Annotated in this window: 18 protein-coding genes; 7 read left to right on the forward strand and 11 right to left on the reverse strand. The window is 69.7% G+C overall.

Annotation, left to right across the window (positions count from 1 at the left end):
• Positions 1-42 precede the first annotated feature (42 nt).
• A complete protein-coding gene (locus ACFW0G_RS09275; protein ID WP_378324391.1) occupies positions 43-1,452 on the forward strand; it encodes an amidase in 1,410 nt (469 codons plus the stop codon).
• On the opposite strand, the gene ACFW0G_RS09280 is transcribed toward ACFW0G_RS09275, so the two are convergent.
• From ACFW0G_RS09280 to ACFW0G_RS09290, 3 genes are all read right to left on the reverse strand, one after another.
• Positions 1,376-3,556 (reverse strand): MMPL family transporter, encoded by a 2,181-nt coding sequence (locus tag ACFW0G_RS09280; RefSeq protein WP_378324393.1) that lies wholly within the window; start codon positions 3,554-3,556, stop codon positions 1,376-1,378. The genes ACFW0G_RS09275 and ACFW0G_RS09280 overlap by 77 nt on opposite strands.
• 124 nt (positions 3,557-3,680) lie before the next feature.
• Complete coding sequence (locus ACFW0G_RS09285; RefSeq protein ID WP_378324394.1) at positions 3,681-3,929, reverse strand: hypothetical protein; 249 nt, start codon at positions 3,927-3,929, stop codon at positions 3,681-3,683.
• Positions 3,926-4,282 (reverse strand): ArsR/SmtB family transcription factor, encoded by a 357-nt coding sequence (locus ACFW0G_RS09290; protein WP_378324395.1) that lies wholly within the window; start codon positions 4,280-4,282, stop codon positions 3,926-3,928. Before ACFW0G_RS09290 ends, ACFW0G_RS09285 begins: the two co-directional genes overlap by 4 nt.
• A gap of 135 nt (positions 4,283-4,417) precedes the next feature.
• Between ACFW0G_RS09290 and ACFW0G_RS09295 the strand changes: the two genes are divergently transcribed.
• Positions 4,418-5,656, forward strand: a complete 1,239-nt coding sequence (locus ACFW0G_RS09295; RefSeq protein WP_378324396.1) for a cytochrome P450 — start codon at positions 4,418-4,420, stop codon at positions 5,654-5,656.
• A 9-nt stretch (positions 5,657-5,665) separates the two neighbouring features.
• On the opposite strand, the gene ACFW0G_RS09300 is transcribed toward ACFW0G_RS09295, so the two are convergent.
• From ACFW0G_RS09300 to ACFW0G_RS09310, 3 genes are all read right to left on the reverse strand, one after another.
• Entirely contained in the window at positions 5,666-6,400 is a 735-nt protein-coding gene (locus ACFW0G_RS09300) for a GNAT family N-acetyltransferase (protein ID WP_378324397.1), read from the reverse strand.
• Positions 6,401-6,532: 132 nt separating this feature from the next.
• Positions 6,533-7,270, reverse strand: a complete 738-nt coding sequence (locus ACFW0G_RS09305; protein ID WP_378324398.1) for a Long-chain-fatty-acid--CoA ligase — start codon at positions 7,268-7,270, stop codon at positions 6,533-6,535.
• A gap of 82 nt (positions 7,271-7,352) precedes the next feature.
• Complete coding sequence (locus tag ACFW0G_RS09310) at positions 7,353-8,090, reverse strand: DUF2786 domain-containing protein (protein ID WP_378324516.1); 738 nt, start codon at positions 8,088-8,090, stop codon at positions 7,353-7,355.
• A gap of 114 nt (positions 8,091-8,204) precedes the next feature.
• On the opposite strand from ACFW0G_RS09310, the gene ACFW0G_RS09315 reads away from it, so the two are divergent.
• From ACFW0G_RS09315 to ACFW0G_RS09325, 3 genes are all read left to right on the forward strand, one after another.
• Positions 8,205-9,641, forward strand: coding sequence for a phytoene desaturase family protein (locus ACFW0G_RS09315; RefSeq protein WP_378324399.1), 1,437 nt, complete (start codon positions 8,205-8,207; stop codon positions 9,639-9,641).
• Between the two features lie 45 nt (positions 9,642-9,686).
• Complete coding sequence (locus ACFW0G_RS09320) at positions 9,687-10,499, forward strand: alpha/beta fold hydrolase (RefSeq protein WP_378324401.1); 813 nt, start codon at positions 9,687-9,689, stop codon at positions 10,497-10,499.
• A 78-nt stretch (positions 10,500-10,577) separates the two neighbouring features.
• Positions 10,578-12,458 (forward strand): Xaa-Pro dipeptidyl-peptidase, encoded by a 1,881-nt coding sequence (locus tag ACFW0G_RS09325; RefSeq protein WP_378324402.1) that lies wholly within the window; start codon positions 10,578-10,580, stop codon positions 12,456-12,458.
• Between the two features lie 69 nt (positions 12,459-12,527).
• Here ACFW0G_RS09325 and ACFW0G_RS09330 read toward each other — a convergent pair whose 3' ends face one another.
• The 5 genes from ACFW0G_RS09330 to ACFW0G_RS09350 all read right to left on the reverse strand — a co-directional run bounded on the left by ACFW0G_RS09330 (position 12,528) and on the right by ACFW0G_RS09350 (position 15,206).
• Positions 12,528-13,085, reverse strand: a complete 558-nt coding sequence (locus ACFW0G_RS09330; protein WP_378324403.1) for a TetR/AcrR family transcriptional regulator — start codon at positions 13,083-13,085, stop codon at positions 12,528-12,530.
• A complete protein-coding gene (locus tag ACFW0G_RS09335) occupies positions 13,064-13,864 on the reverse strand; it encodes an SGNH/GDSL hydrolase family protein (RefSeq protein ID WP_378324404.1) in 801 nt (266 codons plus the stop codon). The genes ACFW0G_RS09330 and ACFW0G_RS09335 overlap by 22 nt, the downstream gene beginning before the upstream one ends.
• 96 nt (positions 13,865-13,960) lie before the next feature.
• The gene (locus tag ACFW0G_RS09340) at positions 13,961-14,197 is read right to left on the reverse strand and encodes a hypothetical protein (RefSeq protein WP_378324405.1); all 237 of its coding nucleotides are present in this window, start codon (positions 14,195-14,197) and stop codon (positions 13,961-13,963) included.
• The gene (locus tag ACFW0G_RS09345; protein WP_378324407.1) at positions 14,194-14,868 is read right to left on the reverse strand and encodes a hypothetical protein; all 675 of its coding nucleotides are present in this window, start codon (positions 14,866-14,868) and stop codon (positions 14,194-14,196) included. The genes ACFW0G_RS09340 and ACFW0G_RS09345 overlap by 4 nt, the downstream gene beginning before the upstream one ends.
• Complete coding sequence (locus ACFW0G_RS09350; RefSeq protein ID WP_378324409.1) at positions 14,865-15,206, reverse strand: PadR family transcriptional regulator; 342 nt, start codon at positions 15,204-15,206, stop codon at positions 14,865-14,867. Before ACFW0G_RS09350 ends, ACFW0G_RS09345 begins: the two co-directional genes overlap by 4 nt.
• Before the next feature lie 158 nt (positions 15,207-15,364).
• On the opposite strand from ACFW0G_RS09350, the gene ACFW0G_RS09355 reads away from it, so the two are divergent.
• Together ACFW0G_RS09355 and ACFW0G_RS09360 are read left to right on the forward strand one after the other, a co-directional pair.
• Complete coding sequence (locus ACFW0G_RS09355) at positions 15,365-16,057, forward strand: MOSC domain-containing protein (RefSeq protein ID WP_378324410.1); 693 nt, start codon at positions 15,365-15,367, stop codon at positions 16,055-16,057.
• The gene (locus ACFW0G_RS09360; protein ID WP_378324411.1) at positions 16,047-16,655 is read left to right on the forward strand and encodes a TetR/AcrR family transcriptional regulator; all 609 of its coding nucleotides are present in this window, start codon (positions 16,047-16,049) and stop codon (positions 16,653-16,655) included. Before ACFW0G_RS09355 ends, ACFW0G_RS09360 begins: the two co-directional genes overlap by 11 nt.
• Positions 16,656-16,890 lie beyond the last annotated feature (235 nt).

Below are 16,890 nucleotides of genomic sequence, written 5' to 3' on the forward strand. Positions count from 1 at the left end.
GAGGTCTTGCCGTGAGCCGGGGCCTGGTGATCAGATGGCCGGGTGGCCGAATCCGAGATCTGCGCACTGACCGCTCGTGAACTCGCCGATCGGCTCCGGGCGCGGGAAGTGTCCGCGCGCGAAGTCACGCAGGCTCACCTGGACCGCGTCGAGCAGGTCAACCCGCAGGTCAACGCTGTCGTCACCCGCACCGTGGAAAGCGCTCTCAGTGCGGCCGCGGCGGCCGACGAGCGGCTCGCGGCAGGCGAGGAAGTCGGGCCGCTGCACGGGATTCCCATGGCGCACAAGGACAGTCACGAGACCGCGGGCATCCGCACGACCTACGGTTCGCCGCTGCTCGCCGACTACGTGCCCGAGCGCGACGAGCTGCTCGTCGAACGGCTGCGCGCGGCCGGGGTCATCACGATCGGCAAGACGAACGTGCCCGAGTTCGCCGCGGGCTCGCACACGTTCAACCCGGTTTTCGGCCTGACGCGCAATCCCTACGACCGCACGCGGTCCGCGGGCGGCAGCAGCGGCGGCGCGGCGGCCGCGCTCGCCTGCGGGATGCACCCGCTCGCCGACGGCAGTGACATGGGCGGTTCGCTGCGCAACCCGGCGTCGTTCTGCAACGTCGTCGGCTTCCGGCCTTCGCCCGGCCGTGTGCCGGACTGGCCGCGCGCGATGGGATGGACGACGATGGCGGTTAAGGGCCCGATGGCCCGCACGGTCGCCGACGCGGCGCTGCTGCTGTCGGTCATGGCCGGCCCCGACCCGCGGGACCCGACCTCGCTGGAAACGCCGGGATCCGTGTTCGCGCAACCACTCGACGCCGATCCGCGCGGTCTGCGCGTGGCGTGGTCGCCCGATCTCGGCGGCAGTCTCCCGGTCGACCCAGCGGTGGCCGCGGTCGTCGAGCGGGCTGCGCGGACCTTCGAGGACCTCGGCTGCCACGTCGAACGGGACTGCGTCGACTTCACCGGCGCCGACGAGGTGTTCCGGACCTTGCGCGCGTGGAGTTTCGCGCAAACCCATGCGGAGCACCGCGATCGGCTCAAGGCGACCTTGGCGCAGAACGTCGAGGAAGGACTCCGTCTGTCCGGTGTGGACATTGCGCGAGCCGAAGTGCTGCACACCGCGTTGTTCCACCGCACCCGGGAGTTCTTCGAGCGCTACGACATCCTGCTGCTGCCGGTGAGCCAGGTACCGCCGTTCGACGCTGAACTGGAGTACCCGGCGTCGGTCGACGGCGTGCCGATGGAGGACTATCTGGGCTGGATGCGCTCGGCGTTCTTCGTGAGCGCCACGGGAAGCCCGGCATTGTCGGTGCCTGCCGGGTTCACCCCGGAGGGGCTCCCCGTGGGGGTGCAGCTCGTCGGAGCACACCGCGCGGAACTCAGCGTGCTGCGGGCCGGGCACGCCTTCGAACAGGCGACGCGGTTCGCGGACCGGCGTCCCGACTTGCTGGACTGACCGGTTTCCCCAGCCACCGCCCGAGCACGGTGAGCGCGGCGGGCAGCAGGACACCGCGGATCAGCGTCGCGTCGAGCAGGATCGCGAACGCCATCCCGAGGCCCATCATCTTGTACTCGATCGCGCTCAGTGTAAGGAAAACGCTGAAGACACCGGTCATGATCACCGCCGCGCTGGTCACCACGCCGGCTCCCGAGGCCGTGCCGCCGATGATCGCTTCGCGGGCGCTCATCCCGGACAGCCATCGCTCGCGGATCCGGCTGAGAATGAAGATGTGGTAATCCATGCTGAGCCCGAACAGCAGCACGAACAGGAACACCGGGAGCCAGTCGAGCACCCCGCCGTACGGGGTGAAACCCAGCAGTGACGCGAAATTCCCGTCCTGGAACACCCACGTCAGCACCCCGTACGCGGCGCCGACCGAGAGCAGGTTCAGTGCGATCGACATGATCGCGACACCGATCGAGCGGAACGCCGCCCACAGCAGGACGAACGCGAGCAGCAGGATGAAGCCGAAAACGTACGGCGTCCGGTCGGCCACCTTCGCCGCGAAGTCGTGCGCGATGGCGGTCTTGCCCGCGACGGCGAACCCAATCCCGCCGACCTTGCCCAGGGTCGCCGGGAGAACGTCCTCACGCAGTGTCTTCAGTGCCTGATCCGAGGCCAGGGAACCATTACCCGCCAAGGGAATGCGGACTACGAGCGCCTGATCGACGGACACCGTGACAACCGGCCCCGCGGTTCGCGCCCCGAGTTCCGCGATGGCGTTCCGCGCGGCAGGGGTGTCGACCGGGCCGCCCCGTCCGTTCCAGACGACGATGTGCGCCGGGATGGCCGCACCGGGGAACGCGTCCTGCATGCGCACCGCGGCGTCGATCACCGGGACGCTGCGCGGCAGGCTTTCCGTGGCCAGCGGCGCCTGGAGCTGGATCCTGCTCGCGGGCAACGCCAGGACGGCGAGGAGGACGACGGCGAGCCCACCCCACAGCGTCGGACGCCGCGTGACGACCTCGGCGATCTTGGCCCAGAACCGGGAATGGTCGGCCGTGGTCCGGCGCCGGCCGAGCCAGGGCAGCCTGCCGCGGTCGACCCAGTGGCCCAGCAGGGAAAGCAACGCGGGCAGCGCGGTCACCGACGCGGCGACGGTCAGCCCGACAACCAGGATCGAGCTGATCGCGAACCCGCGGAGCTGGTCGAGTCCGGTGAAACCCAGCCCGGTCACACACAGCGCGACGGTGAGCCCGGAGACGGCCACGACCCGGCCCGAGGTGCCGGCGGCGGTCCGGATCGCCTGGTCGACCGGACGCCCGGCAGCGCGTTCCTCGCGTTCCCGGCGGAGGAAGAACAACGAGTAGTCGACCCCGACCGCGGTCCCGATGAGCAACGTCATCACTGTGGTGGCGCTGTTGATCGGCACCACTTTGTCCACAGCGGACAGAAAGCCGAACGTCGCGGTCACCGCGGTCGCGGTCAGCAGCAACGGGATCGACGCGGCGATCAGCGCCCCGAAGACGAACAGCAGGATCACCACGGTGAGCGGGAGGGAGATCAGTTCGGACCGCTTGATGTCCTGCTTGATGCTCTTGTCCACCACGGTGCTCAGGCTCATGTCCCCGGCCTGCGCTACCAGGACTGCGGGATGCCGCGCGGCCACGGCGTCCACGGCCGCGCTCGCGGCGGTGAAATGCGGACGGATTTCCGCGTCGGTGCCGGTGATCTGGAACGTCACCAGCCGCGACCTGCCATCCGGTGCGTCGACCGGCGTGCGGAGGCCGGTGACCGCGTCCGACGCTTGGAGGGTGCGCACGAGATCGTCGGTCGCCGACCGGATTTCGGCGTCGTCGCGCGGTTCACGTTGTTGCACGAGGACGTTTTCCAGAAGTGGTTCGTAACTGTTCTGGGCGCGGAGAATCCCTTGTGCTGTACCGGATTCTCCGGCGTCGGAGCTGGGAAGGCTGGAACCGGGGACGAGCGAGCCGACGGCCAGTGCGAGCACGACGAGCGCGAGCCAGCCGAGGAGGACCGCGGCGCGGTGCCGGATCGACCAGCCCGCGATCCGCTCGATCACCGGCCCCCGCAGGTCCGGGGTGCCTGTGGGCAGCATGAACTAAAGTCCTTCCGTGAAGGAGCTATCTGTGTAAGGACTCGCCCTTGGGCGAGGTGCTTCTTCCACCTGGGCCGTCGAGTTGCCGCTCGGCGGCCCAGGGCCTTGCTCTTACTCGACGGTCTTATTCGACCTCCTTGAGGACGCGTTCGATGGAACGCAACCGGTCCTGGACGTCCGCGAGACGCCGTTCGGTTTCCTCCTGCGACCGCGTCGCCCGGTCGGCCAGCGCCCGGTACTCGTGCTCGCGCGCCAGCGCCGCCTTGGCCCGCCAGGTCGAGGCCAGCTGCACGATGGCGACGGTGAGCACGACGGTGATCAGCACGAAAACCCCGGTCACCCCGATGATTTCCTGCCACTGGTGCCAGTTCATGACCGTGCTCCCTCGTCCGAGCCGTCCCCCTGGACGGAATCCGGTGTGCTCAGCGTCGGTACCGCCGCCGCGACGGCCTGCGGGGTGAGCTGGACCGAAAACGGCGTGACCTCGTAGAACTTCATGGCCTTGCCGTCGGCCGAGACCTCGAGACTGGACGTCACCAGCCCCGCCGCCTCCAGCTTGCGCAGGTGTACCTGGAGGAGTGCGCGGCTGATCCGCAGCTCGCGCGCCAGCTCGCTGACGTAGGCGCGTTCGGCGAGCAGCGCGGCGACGATGCGAAGCCGGTGCGGATTCGCGAGCGTCCCGAGCAGCCGGACGAGCTCGTCGCCGGTCGGCGAAGAGCCGCTCACCACGACGTCCCCCACATGCTAATAAAAGTTAGCAGGTGCCGACTCGGGTTGTCACCTGGTTCGGATTCGTGGCGGTTGACAGGCCTTTCACGAGCACGCCAGGATGGGATCACATTCAGATGATAGGAACATGTGATGACGACATCCGAAGGCATGGTGGACCTCACCGACGCCGAACTCGTGCGGGATCCGTTCACGGCGTATTCGCGGATCCGGGAGCGTGCGGCGCTGGCCAAGGCGGTCGTTCCCGGCATCGAGCCCATGTGGCTGGTCACCCGGTACGACGACGTCAAGCTCGTCATGAGCGATCCGAGGTTCGTCAGCTCCGCCGCGGCCGTGCCGGGCGCGGTGGACCTGCGGGAACAGCTGTGGCGTGCCACGGGGATCCCCGAAGAGCACTTCGTCTACCTGAAGTCGGGGATCAGCGAGGTCGACGGCGCCGAGCACGCTCGGCTGCGCGGCCTGGTCACCAGGGCGTTCACCGTGCGACGGGTCACCGAGCTGCGTCCGAGGATCGCTGAACTCACCGAGCGCCTTCTGGACGAACTACCCGGCCAAGCCGAGGACGGCGTCGTCGATCTGTTGCGGCACTTCGCGTATCCGCTGCCGATCGCGGTGATCTGCGAACTGGTCGGCATTCCCGAGGCGGATCGGCCACAGTGGCGGGAGTGGAGTGCCGCGCTGGCCGCGGGATTCGGCCCCGGAGTGGCCGAGGCGCTGGCGGGAATGGTGGATCACGTCCGGGTGCTCCTCGAATTCCGGCGGCACCACCCCGCGGACGACCTGATCACCGGACTGGTCCGCGCGCAGGCCGAGGACGGCGATCGGCTCAGCGACGTCGAGATGATCGCGCTGGTGCAGAACCTCGTGGTCGCCGGGCACGAGACCACCGCGCACCTGCTGGCCAACGGCACCGCCGCGCTGCTCACTCATCCCGATCAGCTCGCCCTGCTTCGCGCGGATCCCGCCCTGCTGCCGAAGGCCGTACACGAGCTGATGCGCTGGTGCGGGCCCGGGCTGGGCACCCGGATGCGGTACGCCGCCGAAGACGTCGAGATCGGCGGCGAACTGGTCCGCCGCGGCGAAGCCGTGATGCCGGTGCTCGCCGGGGCGAACTACGACCCGCGTAAGTTCACCGCTCCCGAGCGGCTCGACATCACCCGCGATCCTGGGCGCGCGGAAACCCACGTCGGATTCGGTGCGGGACCGCACTACTGCCTTGGTGCCGCGCTGGCCCGGCAAGAGGCCGAGATCGCCTTCGGCGCGTTGTTCCGGCGCTGTCCCGGACTCGCGCTCGCGGTCGAGCCGGAGGAGTTGCGGCACGGGCCGAATCCGGGCACCTGGCAGCTCGACGCGTTGCCCGTCCGGTGGTGAACCGTGGTGTCACAGCGGGTGGTCCAGCCACACGTTCGGCTCAACGTAGACGCCGAGGTCGCGCTTCACCGAAGCCAGTACGGGCGCGATGCCGCCAGGCACCGTGTTGAGCCCGTCGACGAGTTCGACACCGGTCCACTCCCGCCACTGCGCGAGCGTGCCGGTGACCGTCATCGCGAACGGCGCGACGCCGATCAGCCGCGCGCCGAGCCGTTCGTGCGTGCGCAACCACGGGTCGGCGAACAATCCGTCCGCACGCTTCCGCGTCACATAGTCCACAATGGACTCGTTCGGTCGCTGCTCCAGTCCGGTCGGCCGCACCGGGACGACGAGCCGTGACAGCCCGGCGGCGCGTGCTTTCGCCCTCAGCTCCGTGAGCATGACCGCGGCGAGTCCTCGGCCTCGCGCGTGTTCGGCCACTGTGACCTCGATGGCGACCAGGCTGGTCGGGGCCCGCCCGTCCATGACGTCCTCGGCCGCCCACAGCAACGCGCCGTCCCAGCCGTGTTCGGGCAGCTCCGGTCGTTCGCCGGTCGGGAACTCCACCGGGATCGCGGCCGCGCGAGCCACCGGGACGTCGTCGTCCAGCAGCACCAGGAAGAACTCGGGCCACCGCGTGGCCAGCCGCTTCGACTTCGCCAGCAGGCCCACCACGTCGTGACTCAGGAACTCCCCGCCGACGGTGCCGAGGTCGAGCGCGGCCCGCCGCAACTCCGGCCGGGTCGCCAGGTCCTCCATGCGCATTGGCCCAGTAGAGCCGATCTTCCCGGCCGACGCGACGAGAATTCCGTGCGGGAACGGCGATCTCGCGTGATCGAACACGGCACTCGCGTGATTGGACGCGGAACTGGCGTGATTGGACGGCGAACTCGTGTGTCAGAGCGGGTGGTCCATCCAGACGTTGGGCTCGACGTAGATACCGACGTCGTGCGACACCGAGGCGTGGACCGGGGCGATGCCGCCGGGGATCCGGTTCGGACCGTCGGCGAGCTTGACCCCGGTCCACTCCCGCCATTGGGCGAGCGTGCCGGTGACCGTCAGCGCGAAGGGCGCGATCTTCACCAGCCGCGCGCCCAGCCGCTCGTGGGTCCGCAGCCAGCGGTCGGCGAACAGCCCGTCCTCCCGGCGGCGGACGGCGTACTCCGGCATCGGCACGTCCGGCTCGGCTTCCTTGCCGATCGGGCGCACCGGCGCCACCAGCCGGGTCAGTCCGGTTTCGGCGGCTCGCGCCTTGAACGCCTTCAACGCGTGCGTCGAGAGACCGGTCCCCAGCAGGTGTCGCGCCACCACGATTTCGAGTGCCACCAGGGTGGTCGGCGCGCGACCGTCGACAAGATCCTCGAGGGCCCAGCGCAGTGCCGCGTCCCAGCCGTCGTCGGGCAGTTCGGGGCGGTCCGCGGTCGGGAACGCGACCGGGATGGACAGCGCCCGCGCCATCAGCGTGTCGTCGTCATCGAGAAGAACAAGGGAATACTGGCCCCAATGCTTCAGCAATCGCTCGGGTGCGATCACCTTGCCGCCGGGGCCGCGATAGAGGAATTCGCCGCCGACGTCACCGAGCCGCAGTGCGGGATCGACCAGATCCGGCCTGCCGGAGAGATCCACAACGCGCATCGGCACAGTAAACCGAGATGATCATGGCCGGGATACCTGCTTACGGGCGAAGCGCGCGGATCGCGGCCGTGCCGCGAGAAACTCAGCGCATGGGCAGCACCTTCCTCCGCTTGGTCAGCGCCGTCGGGCTCAGGTTGGCGTTGGTGCCCGCGTGGTGGCCGTCGAGATAGCCGGTGCCCGACAGCCGCCGGGGCGGGGCCGCGCGCAGATCGCTGAACTGCTCGTCGAAGGCCTGCTGCACCATCGCCGTGCGATCGCGGACGACCAGCTCGGCCGACCGCCCGCTCGCCGACATCGCGGTGTGACTCCGCGCCGCGTGCTCCTCGGCCTGGCGCAATCGTTCGTACACCGCCCGCGCGAACCCGTGCAGCCACGTCCGCCGGTACGCGGCCAGCGATTCACCGCGGAACACGCGGTTCTCCGGCCGTACCCTGGTCAGCTGCGTCGTCGCCTGCAACAGCAGGCTGGTGAACAGCAGCTCCACGCGTTCGAGGTCGGAACGGAAACCGAAGACGGTCACCGCCTCGACGCCCTTGGCCGCGCGATGCAGCAGCGTGCGGCAGCGCAGCGGGAACGCGATGTTGGTCAGCAGCGTGGCCTTGTCCCTGCTGTACGGGTTGTCGAGCGGGATCTTGCGCATGCCGATCTCGTCGGCGCCCGTGCCCGCGTCGGCGACCATCGCGCGGTCGATCCCGTACCGGGCTATCAGCTCGGCGGCCTTGGTGTTGTACAGCTCGGCTTCCGCCTCGGTGACCGCCGGGTCCTCCGCCTTGGCGAGCAGCTTCCGGACCCGCGCGAGCAGCATGTCGTGGTCGGGCAATGGTCCCCCTTCCTGTTCGGGCGAGGCCCAGCCTGGTTGGGTGGGCACGGGGACAAGATAGGACGCGGGTACGACAATATTCGATCAGGTGTTCGGGCAGGGGAGGTGGTCGGTGTGTCCGCCGAAGTGGCCGTCGTCGGCTCCGGGCCCAACGGCCTGGCCGCCGCTGTGCTGCTGGCCAGAGCCGGTCTCGGCGTCGAGGTGTACGAGTCCGCCCCCGAGATCGGCGGTGGCGCCCGCACGGTGTCGCTGTTCGACGCCGACGTCCGGCACGACGTCTGCGCCGCGGTGCATCCGATGGCCGCGGCCTCGCCGTTCTTCCGCGGCTTCGACCTCGCCGCACACGGCGTCGAACTGCTCCACCCGGAGATCTCCTACGCCCATCCGATCGACGAGCACCGCACTGCCCTGGCCTACCCCGGTCTGGACCGGACCTGCGCCGGGCTCGGCGCCGACGGCGATCGCTGGCGACGTCTCATGGCGCCGCTCGTCGACCGCAGCCCGGGCGTGGTCGAGGCGTTGCTCGGCGACCTCCGGCACCTCCCGCGCGACCCGCGCGCCGCCGCCCTGCTGCCGTTCCGGATACTCACGCAGGGCCTCGGATTCCATGGTCCGGAAGCACCCGCGCTGCTGACCGGCGTCGCCGCGCACACGATGTCCCGGCTGCCCTCGCTCCCCGCGGCGGGCGCGGCATTGCTCCTCGGCCACCTCGCGCACGCGACCGGCTGGCCGCTCCCGCGCGGCGGCAGTCAGTCGATCGTCGACGCGCTCGCCGCGGACCTGCTCGCCCACGGCGGCCGGATCCACCTCGACAGCCGGGTCACCGACCTGCGGCAGCTCGCCCACGCCCGCGCCGTCCTGCTCGACCTCGTGCCCCGCGGCGTGCTCGACATCGCGGGCGAACTGCTGCCAGCCGGATACCGGCGTGCACTGGAGCGGTACCGGTACGGCCCGGGGGCGGCGAAGGTGGACTTCCTCGTATCGGAGCCGATTCCCTGGCGCGACAAGCGGATCGGCGCGGCCGGAACCGTCCACATCGGAGGGACAGCGGCGGAGGTGCGCACGGCGGAGAACGCCGTCGCGGCGGGAAGACACGCGGACGAGCCGTTCGTGCTTCTCTCCGAGCCGATGACCACCGACCCGTCACGCGGGCTTTCCGGCAAGCGTCCAGTGTGGACATACACCCACGTCCCCCACGGCGATCCGCTCGACGCCACCGACCTCGTCCGCCGTCGGATCGAACGGTTCGCACCCGGATTCTCGGACACGATCCTCGCGTCGGCCGCCCGGCCGGCGTCGGAACTGGAGGCATACAACGCGAACTACGTCGGCGGGGACATCGCCGGGGGCGCGGTGAGCCCGCGGCAGCTGCTCGCCCGCCCGGCAGCACGCTGGAATCCCTACCGCACGCCGCTGAGTGGCGTGTACCTCTGCTCGGCCGCGACGCCGCCCGGATCCGGTGTCCACGGAATGGCCGGAATGCACGCGGCGAAGGCGGTGCTACGCCGCGAGTTCGGCATCCAGAGCCTTCCCGCCGGCTGGGAGACGTAACATTCTTCCAAGCCGCCGGGGCGCATCGGTGCGCAAAGTGGGCCCATGACTGACGAAACCACCCAGGAATCGGCCCTGTCCCTGGCCGACGGCACCCTCCACATCCGCCAGGACGGCCCCCGCGACGCTCCCGCGGTCCTGCTCGTCCACGGGTCCGCGTCGTCGGCCCGTTCCTGGGATCCGCTGGTGCCGATGCTGGCCGAGACGCATCGCGTCATCCGGCTCGATCTGCTCGGCCACGGTCGATCCGCCAAACCGGACGACGCGCGGTACGAGATCCCGGACCAGGGTCGCCGGGCGGGCGAGGTGCTGGATCTGCTCGGCGTGCGCAGCGCTGTCGTGGTCGGCCACTCCACCGGCGGCTCGGTCGCCACCGCCCTCGCCGAGCAACGGCCTGGCCTGGTGACCGCGCTGGCGCTCATCAACACCGGGCCCTGCTTGGACGCGTTCATCGCGCAGGAGTTCGCCATCGGCCCCGCGCAGTGGCCCGAGCTGACCGACGAGCAGATCCGCCAGGCCATGCGCCCCGCCTTCAGCCGCCCGGGTTTCGTGATTCCCCAGCAGCTCGTGGACGACGTGCGCGGGATGACCTACCACGCCTTCACCGCGACATTCCAGGCGTCCAGCGGCTACCTGGCGCAGCGGCCACTCCCTGATCGGCTGAAATCCCTCGGCAAACCGCTCCTGGTGATCTTCGGCGAAGAAGACCGGAGATGGCGCTCTTCCTCCGCCGCCGACTATCGCGTGGTCGCGGGCGCGCGCGTCGAGCTGCTGTCCGGCGTCGGGCATTCGCCCATGCTCGAGGATCCACCTCGGACCGCAGAGCTCCTTCTGCCCTTTCTCACGCGGGCGGAGTGAAACCCGCGCTAAGTGGGTTGCGCCAGGGCACCGCGAGGGCCAGTGTCACACCTAATACTGGGTGGCTCTGGAGGGGCAATGCGAACCATGCGTGTGCTCGCCGCGATCGGGCTGGCGAGCGTCTCCCTGCTCTCCACCGCCGTGCCGGCGTCGGCAGCCGACGATCCGGCGAGGCAGGTGGTGATCCGTGACGGTGAGACGAAACCCGTCTACGACTACGCGAAGGCGGTGCGGGAACAGGTCTACGTCGAAACACCGGTCGACAGCGACCGCGACGGCAAACGGGACCGGGTTTCGGTGTACGTCACCCGGCCGAAGGAAACCGACGGCGGGCTGAAGGTCGCCAGCATCATCGAGCCGAGCCCGTACTTCGGCGGCACGATCGACGCGCCGTACCACCCCGCCGACGTCACCGACGTGCCGCGGATCTCGCCGTGGTCGCCGCCGACCGGCCCACAGCCCCCGGTGAACTACAACCGGGTCTACTACGACAACTACTTCGTCTCGCGCGGCTACGCCGTGCTGTCGGCGAACACGCTCGGCACCGGCGACTCCGACGGCTGCCCGAGCGCGATCGGGCCCGAAGAGAAGACCGGCATGAAGACGGTCGTGGAGTGGCTGACCGGCAAGGCGAAGGCGTTCACCAAGGACGGCAAGGAGGTCAAGGCCTCCTGGTCCACCGGCAACGTCGCGATGGCCGGCAAGAGCTACGACGGCACGCTGCCGGTCGCGGTCGCGAGCACCGGCGTCAAGGGGCTGAAGACGATCGTCTCGATCTCCGGCATCGCGAGCTGGTACGACTACTACCGCGCGGAAGGCGGGGTCGTGTCACCCGGCGGGTATGTCGGCGAGGACGCCGACCTGCACGCGAAAGTGGTGCTGACCCGCAAGAATCCGGAGGTCTGCGCGGGCCCGATCCACGAGATGGAAAAGGCGATGGACCGGGTTTCCGGGGACTACAACGCCTTCTGGGACCAGCGGAACTTCGCCAAGGACCTCGGCAACTACCACGGCAGCGTGTTCCAGGTGGCCGGGATCAACGACTGGAACGTCAAGCCCAAGAACTTCACCGATCTGTGGGAAGCCTTGGGCCGCAACGACATCACCCGCAAGCTGTGGCTGCACCAGGCCGCGCACGACGACCCGCTCTATGTCGCCGAACAGTCCTGGCTCGACGCGGTGCACCAGTGGTTCGACCACGAGCTCTACGGCGTCCGCAACAACGTGCTGCGACAGCCGAAGGTGCACTTCGAGACGTCACCGGGGAAGTGGACCGACTACCGCGACTACCCGGAACCCGGCGCGCACGACGTCACGCTGCGGCTCGGCGCGTCGCACGGGGACCAGCCGGGCGTGCTCGGCCCGTGGGTGCCCGGTTACGGGCGGAAGCAGCAGTTCGTGGACGACCCGGCGAGGACGGCGGACAGCCTGATCGCCGCGCAGGAGAAGGCCGATCCGAACCGCCTGCTGTACGTGTCCGAGCCGCTGCCGAAGGACGTCCGCATCTCCGGGACGCCCGAGGTCAGCGTGCGGGCGTCGGTGGACGGGAAGTCGCCGTACCTGAGCGCGCTGCTCGTGGACTACGGCACCGATCAGCGGATCACCGGGTTCGGCCCGACGAAGGACACCTGGTGCTTCGGGGACACGCTCGGCACTGACTCCGGATGCCGGCCGAAGTACGCCTACACCACCGCGCAGACGCCGTACGACGTGATCAGCCGCGGCTGGCTGGACGTGCGGAACCGGCATTCCGACAGCCGGACCGAGCCCATCCAGGCCGGGCGGACGTACTCCTTCGGCTGGGACCTGCAGCCGCGGCAGTACCAGCTGAAGGCCGGACACCGCCTCGGCGTCGTGCTCCTGGTGACCGACCGGGACTACACGCTGCACTACCCGGCGGGCACGAAGGTTTCGGTGACACTGGGCGAAAGCTCGATCCGGCTCCCCGTGGTCGGCTGAGTTCCCTGGTCGTGCCGTTAAGGCCACCTTACGGGCGTCCGACGCCCGTAAGGTGGCCTTGACGGCGCTTCAGCCGAGGTAGGCGTCGAGGGTGACGGCGAGGGCGACTTCGGCCGACGGTGCGAAGCTCGCCCCGGCCAGGCCGCCCCACAGCCACAGCTGGGCGAGCCCGTGCAGCGCGGCCCACAACGACGTCGCCAGCAGCCGTGGATCCGTTCCCTGGTGCCAGTTCCCGGCCTGGACGGCGGCGACGAGCTCGGCGAAGAAGTCGAACACCGCGCTGCTCACCGCGGTGAGTTCCGGGTCGTCGGGGTCGATCAGATCCCGGCGGAACATGAGCTCGAACATCGCCGGGTTCCCCAGCGCGAAGTCGAGATAGCCGTGGCACGCGGCGGTGAGCCGCTCCCTGGCGGTACCGTCGGGCAGCAGCTCGCGACGTTCGAGCAGCTGACGGTAGCCGAGCACGGCGACGGCCGAGAGCAGTTCGGCGCGGCCGGAGAAATGCCGCAGCGGAGCGCCGTGGGACACGCCCGCGGCCTTCGCGATGCCGCGCAGGGTCACCGCGCCGACACCCTCCTCGGCGAGCAGGGTGTTCGCGGTGCTGATCAGATGGTTTCGGGTGCCCATGCGCCCAAAGTGTCCACTTCGGACAGTGCGACAGGCTGGAGTTCCGGCCGCTTGGGGAGAAAGCCGTCGCCCGACGAACGGCCGGTCAGGCGATTGCGGACGCGGGTGAGCATCGCGGGAGCGACGTGCTCGCGGAACCAGCGCAGGTCGCCACGCAGGCCGGGCCGGACGTCGGTGCCCGGCAACGGCCGCAGCCAGTCGTGTGCGAGCCCGAGCCGGTCCAAGACGTGCCCGGCGACGCGCCGGTGTCCTGCCTCCGAGAGGTGCAGCCGATCCGGGCCGAAGTAGCGGGAGTCGTGGGCGGCCTGGTCGGGCCACAGGTCGACGAGCAGGGTGCCGTAGCTGACCGACGCCTCGCGGATCGCGTCGTTGAGCGCGGTCACCCGCGGGCGCATCCGGCGGACGAACGGCACCCGGTCGGAGATGTCGCTGAGCGTGAAGGTGACGACGGTCGGGGCGAGCCGGGCGCAGGCGCGGATGGCGGCGTCGACGCGGCGGGCGACCGTGCGCTCGTCCCAGTCGCGGTGCAGGACGTCGTTGCCACCGCCGAACAACGCGATCAGGTCGGGCGCGAGCCGCCGCGCTGTCGGGATCTGCTCGGCGGTGATCTGGTCGAGCCGCCTGCCGCGCACCGCCAGGTTGGCGTACTGGAAGCCGTCGTGGGCGAGCCGTGCGGCCACGAAGTCCGCCCAGCCGCGGTACTGGTCGCTGCCGGGGTACGGGTCGTCGAGCCCTTCAGCGCAGCTGTCGCCGAGAACGACGAAACGGTCGTGATGCATCAACGTCTCCGTAACCCATGGTTCACCTTGTAGACACTGTCTATCAAACGTCTGTAGACGCTGTCTACTTCCGGGTGGCGGTCTCGCTCGCTCGGGTTAGGCGGCGCGACGTCGTTTGCGCCACGAATACACCGCGACCCCGGCGCCGGGCGCGGCCGTCAGCAGGCCGATCACGGTGCCTGCCAGGGGAGAGTGGCTGAGGAACGCGACCATCGCGCACAACTCGCCGAGGACGACGGCCGCACCGAAGAAGAACTCCCGAAGGATGCGGAGGGTGTTCGTGGTGCGTCGATCGGATTCCACCACCTGAGTGAACGCCTCGACCGCTTTCATCGGGTCCGCTCCGGAGCCTTCGCGCGCAGAGCGATGCGGAGCGCGGGAATCCGGACGAGCAGCCGGAAGGCGTACAGCAACTGCGCGCGGCGTGGATGGGCCGATTGCGCCAGTTCATCGAGTTCGCTCAGATACTCGTCGAAGTAGCGTTCGCGGTCGGCGGGTGGCAGGACACGCGACGCCCAGCTGATGGCGCGTTGCGGACCCGATGCGATGGGGCGCCGAGTCGGCGGCGGGGGAGGTTGCGTCGTCGGCCGCGTGGGTTCTTCTGCCTCGAAGAGATCGCCCGGCACCTCGGTCATCGGGTTGGGCGGGTGGTCGCGCAGGCGATGCCTCCCCGATGGCGTTGCTTCCGGTGATTCCGGTCCGGGTTCCGGTTCGGGCGTCTCCGGCGGAGTGGTGACCCGTGCGACGTGGTCCAGGAACTTTCGTCGCGGATTGTCCTCGTCTTCGCTCGGTCCCGTGGGCGGGGGGAAGTAGGGGACCGGAGGCGGGGCGCCGTAGTCCGGAGGTTCGAAAGGCGGATAGCCGTAACGCGGGTAGCCGTAGGGCGCGTCGTCGTGAGGCGGATAGTCGTAGGGCGGCGGATCCCCGTAACCGCGTTCGTAGCCGTAGACCGACGAAGGTGAGCCGTAATCGAATTCTCGCGATGGGGAGGATTCCGCGGTCACGGCAGGCCTCCCGCGGTCCCCGGCCGCAACCGGTCCAGGCCCTTGGCTCTCGGCGCCGCACGGTGCAATGCCGCCTTCACCGTGGCCAGGCTGTCCGGATTCAGCCGGTAGTACCGCCGCTTCGGCCGGCCTTCCTCCCGCGCGTCGATGTTCTCCCAGCGGCTGAGCAGCCATCCGGCCTTCTCCAGCCGCGCCAGGATCGGGTGGATCGTGCCGCTGGGCAGCCCGGCCGCATCGCACAGCTGGAGGCCGTACATCTCCCGATCCGGTTCGTCGATCAGGACGTGCAGGACGAGCTGCGTCGGCAGCGTCATCCGTGGCTCACGGGAACCAACCATGCAAGAACTCTACCTAGCCCCTAGGTAGAGTTCAAGCGAGCCGAACTCGATGGGCCAACGCGACCACGCGGCGCGGGTTGCCGGACGCCGGCTGCTCACCGGCGAGGAGGTCGCGGCGCTGGGGTAACTATACGAACGGTCGTGCTATATTCGGCGGCATGACCGAGTTCGGAGTGGCCGGGGTATACGTGGGCAAGCCGAGCGTGCTCGGGCACCAGCGGGATCAGCCGGTGCTGAGCGCGATCACCAAGGCGAGGGTCGAGGCGCCGGAACTGGCGCTCACCGAGATCAATCTCGACGGGGACGACCAAGCCGACCGCACCGTGCACGGCGGTGTCGACAAAGCGGTTTACGTCTACCCCGCCGAGCACTACCGCGCCTGGGCCGAGGATTCCTTCACCGCCGCACCCGGCGACTTCGGGGAGAACGTGTCGGTGACCGGCGCCGCCGAGGAGGAGGTCCGCGTCGGCGACGTCTGGGAGTGGGGTGACGCGCTGCTCCAGGTGTCGCAGCCGCGGACGCCGTGTTTCAAGCTGGCGATGAAGACGCGCCGCAAGGACATCATCCCCGCGATGATCGACTCCGGGCGCAGCGGTTGGTACTTCCGCGTGCTGCGCCCCGGCACAGTGCCGACGAGCGGCGCGATGAAGCTCGTCGAACGCAGCGACGGGCCGAGTATCACCGAGGTTTACTTGGTGTCGTACGCCAACATCGGGCAGCTGGACCCGTCACGGCACGACGCGCTCTTCGCGCTGGCCGACAGGGTGGTGAACACGCCCGCGCTCTCGCCTCAGTTCCGTGCCGGCGTTCAGTCCACTGTGGAACGCTGGCGGGCGCGTCGTGCCGGTTGACGGCCGCCTCGCCCGCGGTGCCGCGACCCGTCGGACGGTGTTGCGGCACGCGGTTGACGTCGCCTCGGTGGACGGTCTCGACGGGCTTTCGCTCGGCAGGCTCGCCACCGAACTGGAGCTGAGCAAGAGCGGGGTGTTCGCGCTGTTCGGGTCCAAAGAGGACCTTCAGCTGGCGACGATCCAGGCCGCCGACGAGATCTTCGCCGGGCACGTGCTGCGGCCGACGTCCGAGGCCGCGCCCGGGATGGCGCGGCTGCGGGCGTTGTGCGACAACTGGCTCGCCTATTCGGAGCGGCGGATCTTCCCCGGTGGGTGCTTCTTCTTCAACGTCGGTGCGGAGTTCGACGCGCGCCCCGGCCGAGTGCACGACGCGATCGCGGCGGCCGGCAAGGCGTTCACCGGCTTCATCGCCGACATCGTCGCGGAGGCGGCGCGGCTTGGCGAACTGGCTCCTGGTGTCGACGTCGCGCAGCTCGCGTTCACCCTGCACGCGCTGGGCCGCGCGGCGAACGCCGAGGCCGTGCTGCACGGCGGCTCCGGTGCCTACCGGCTGGCCCGCGAGTGCATGCACGCCCAGCTCGACGCCGCCGCCCGGTAGTCCTTCACGGACCCGTGCGAGCGGAGTGCGTCGAGTGGGACCGTGGGTGCCGCGCGTTTGTGCTGGAGGACGGCTCCGGTGTGCTGGCCTGGGGGTGCGACGAGGGCGTCCCTCGGATCTCCCGCCCAAGCCGACCACATCGCCGGATGTGGCGCAACCGCCCGTTGCGACGCTTTGCGTCTCGCACCGACCGCTTGCCCACAACCAGCGCCCCCCCGCCGACCCCCCCCCCAGG

It is taken from the genome of Amycolatopsis sp. NPDC058986 (genome assembly GCF_042741125.1).
Lineage (GTDB): Bacteria > Actinomycetota > Actinomycetes > Mycobacteriales > Pseudonocardiaceae > Amycolatopsis.

Excerpts from the sequence above, each read along its gene's own strand:
- ACFW0G_RS09325 (WP_378324402.1), top strand. The coding sequence starts at position 10,578 with ATGCGAACCATGCGTGTGCTCGCCGCGATCGGGCTGGCGAGCGTCTCC.
- ACFW0G_RS09330 (WP_378324403.1), bottom strand. The coding sequence starts at position 13,085 with ATGGGCACCCGAAACCATCTGATCAGCACCGCGAACACCCTGCTCGCC.
- ACFW0G_RS09355 (WP_378324410.1), top strand. The coding sequence starts at position 15,365 with ATGACCGAGTTCGGAGTGGCCGGGGTATACGTGGGCAAGCCGAGCGTG.
- ACFW0G_RS09285 (WP_378324394.1), bottom strand. The coding sequence starts at position 3,929 with ATGAACTGGCACCAGTGGCAGGAAATCATCGGGGTGACCGGGGTTTTC.
- ACFW0G_RS09280 (WP_378324393.1), bottom strand. The coding sequence starts at position 3,556 with ATGCTGCCCACAGGCACCCCGGACCTGCGGGGGCCGGTGATCGAGCGG.
- ACFW0G_RS09340 (WP_378324405.1), bottom strand. The coding sequence starts at position 14,197 with ATGAAAGCGGTCGAGGCGTTCACTCAGGTGGTGGAATCCGATCGACGC.
- ACFW0G_RS09320 (WP_378324401.1), top strand. The coding sequence starts at position 9,687 with ATGACTGACGAAACCACCCAGGAATCGGCCCTGTCCCTGGCCGACGGC.
- ACFW0G_RS09350 (WP_378324409.1), bottom strand. The coding sequence starts at position 15,206 with ATGGTTGGTTCCCGTGAGCCACGGATGACGCTGCCGACGCAGCTCGTC.
- ACFW0G_RS09335 (WP_378324404.1), bottom strand. The coding sequence starts at position 13,864 with ATGCATCACGACCGTTTCGTCGTTCTCGGCGACAGCTGCGCTGAAGGG.
- ACFW0G_RS09300 (WP_378324397.1), bottom strand. The coding sequence starts at position 6,400 with ATGCGCATGGAGGACCTGGCGACCCGGCCGGAGTTGCGGCGGGCCGCG.
- ACFW0G_RS09305 (WP_378324398.1), bottom strand. The coding sequence starts at position 7,270 with ATGCGCGTTGTGGATCTCTCCGGCAGGCCGGATCTGGTCGATCCCGCA.
- ACFW0G_RS09295 (WP_378324396.1), top strand. The coding sequence starts at position 4,418 with ATGACGACATCCGAAGGCATGGTGGACCTCACCGACGCCGAACTCGTG.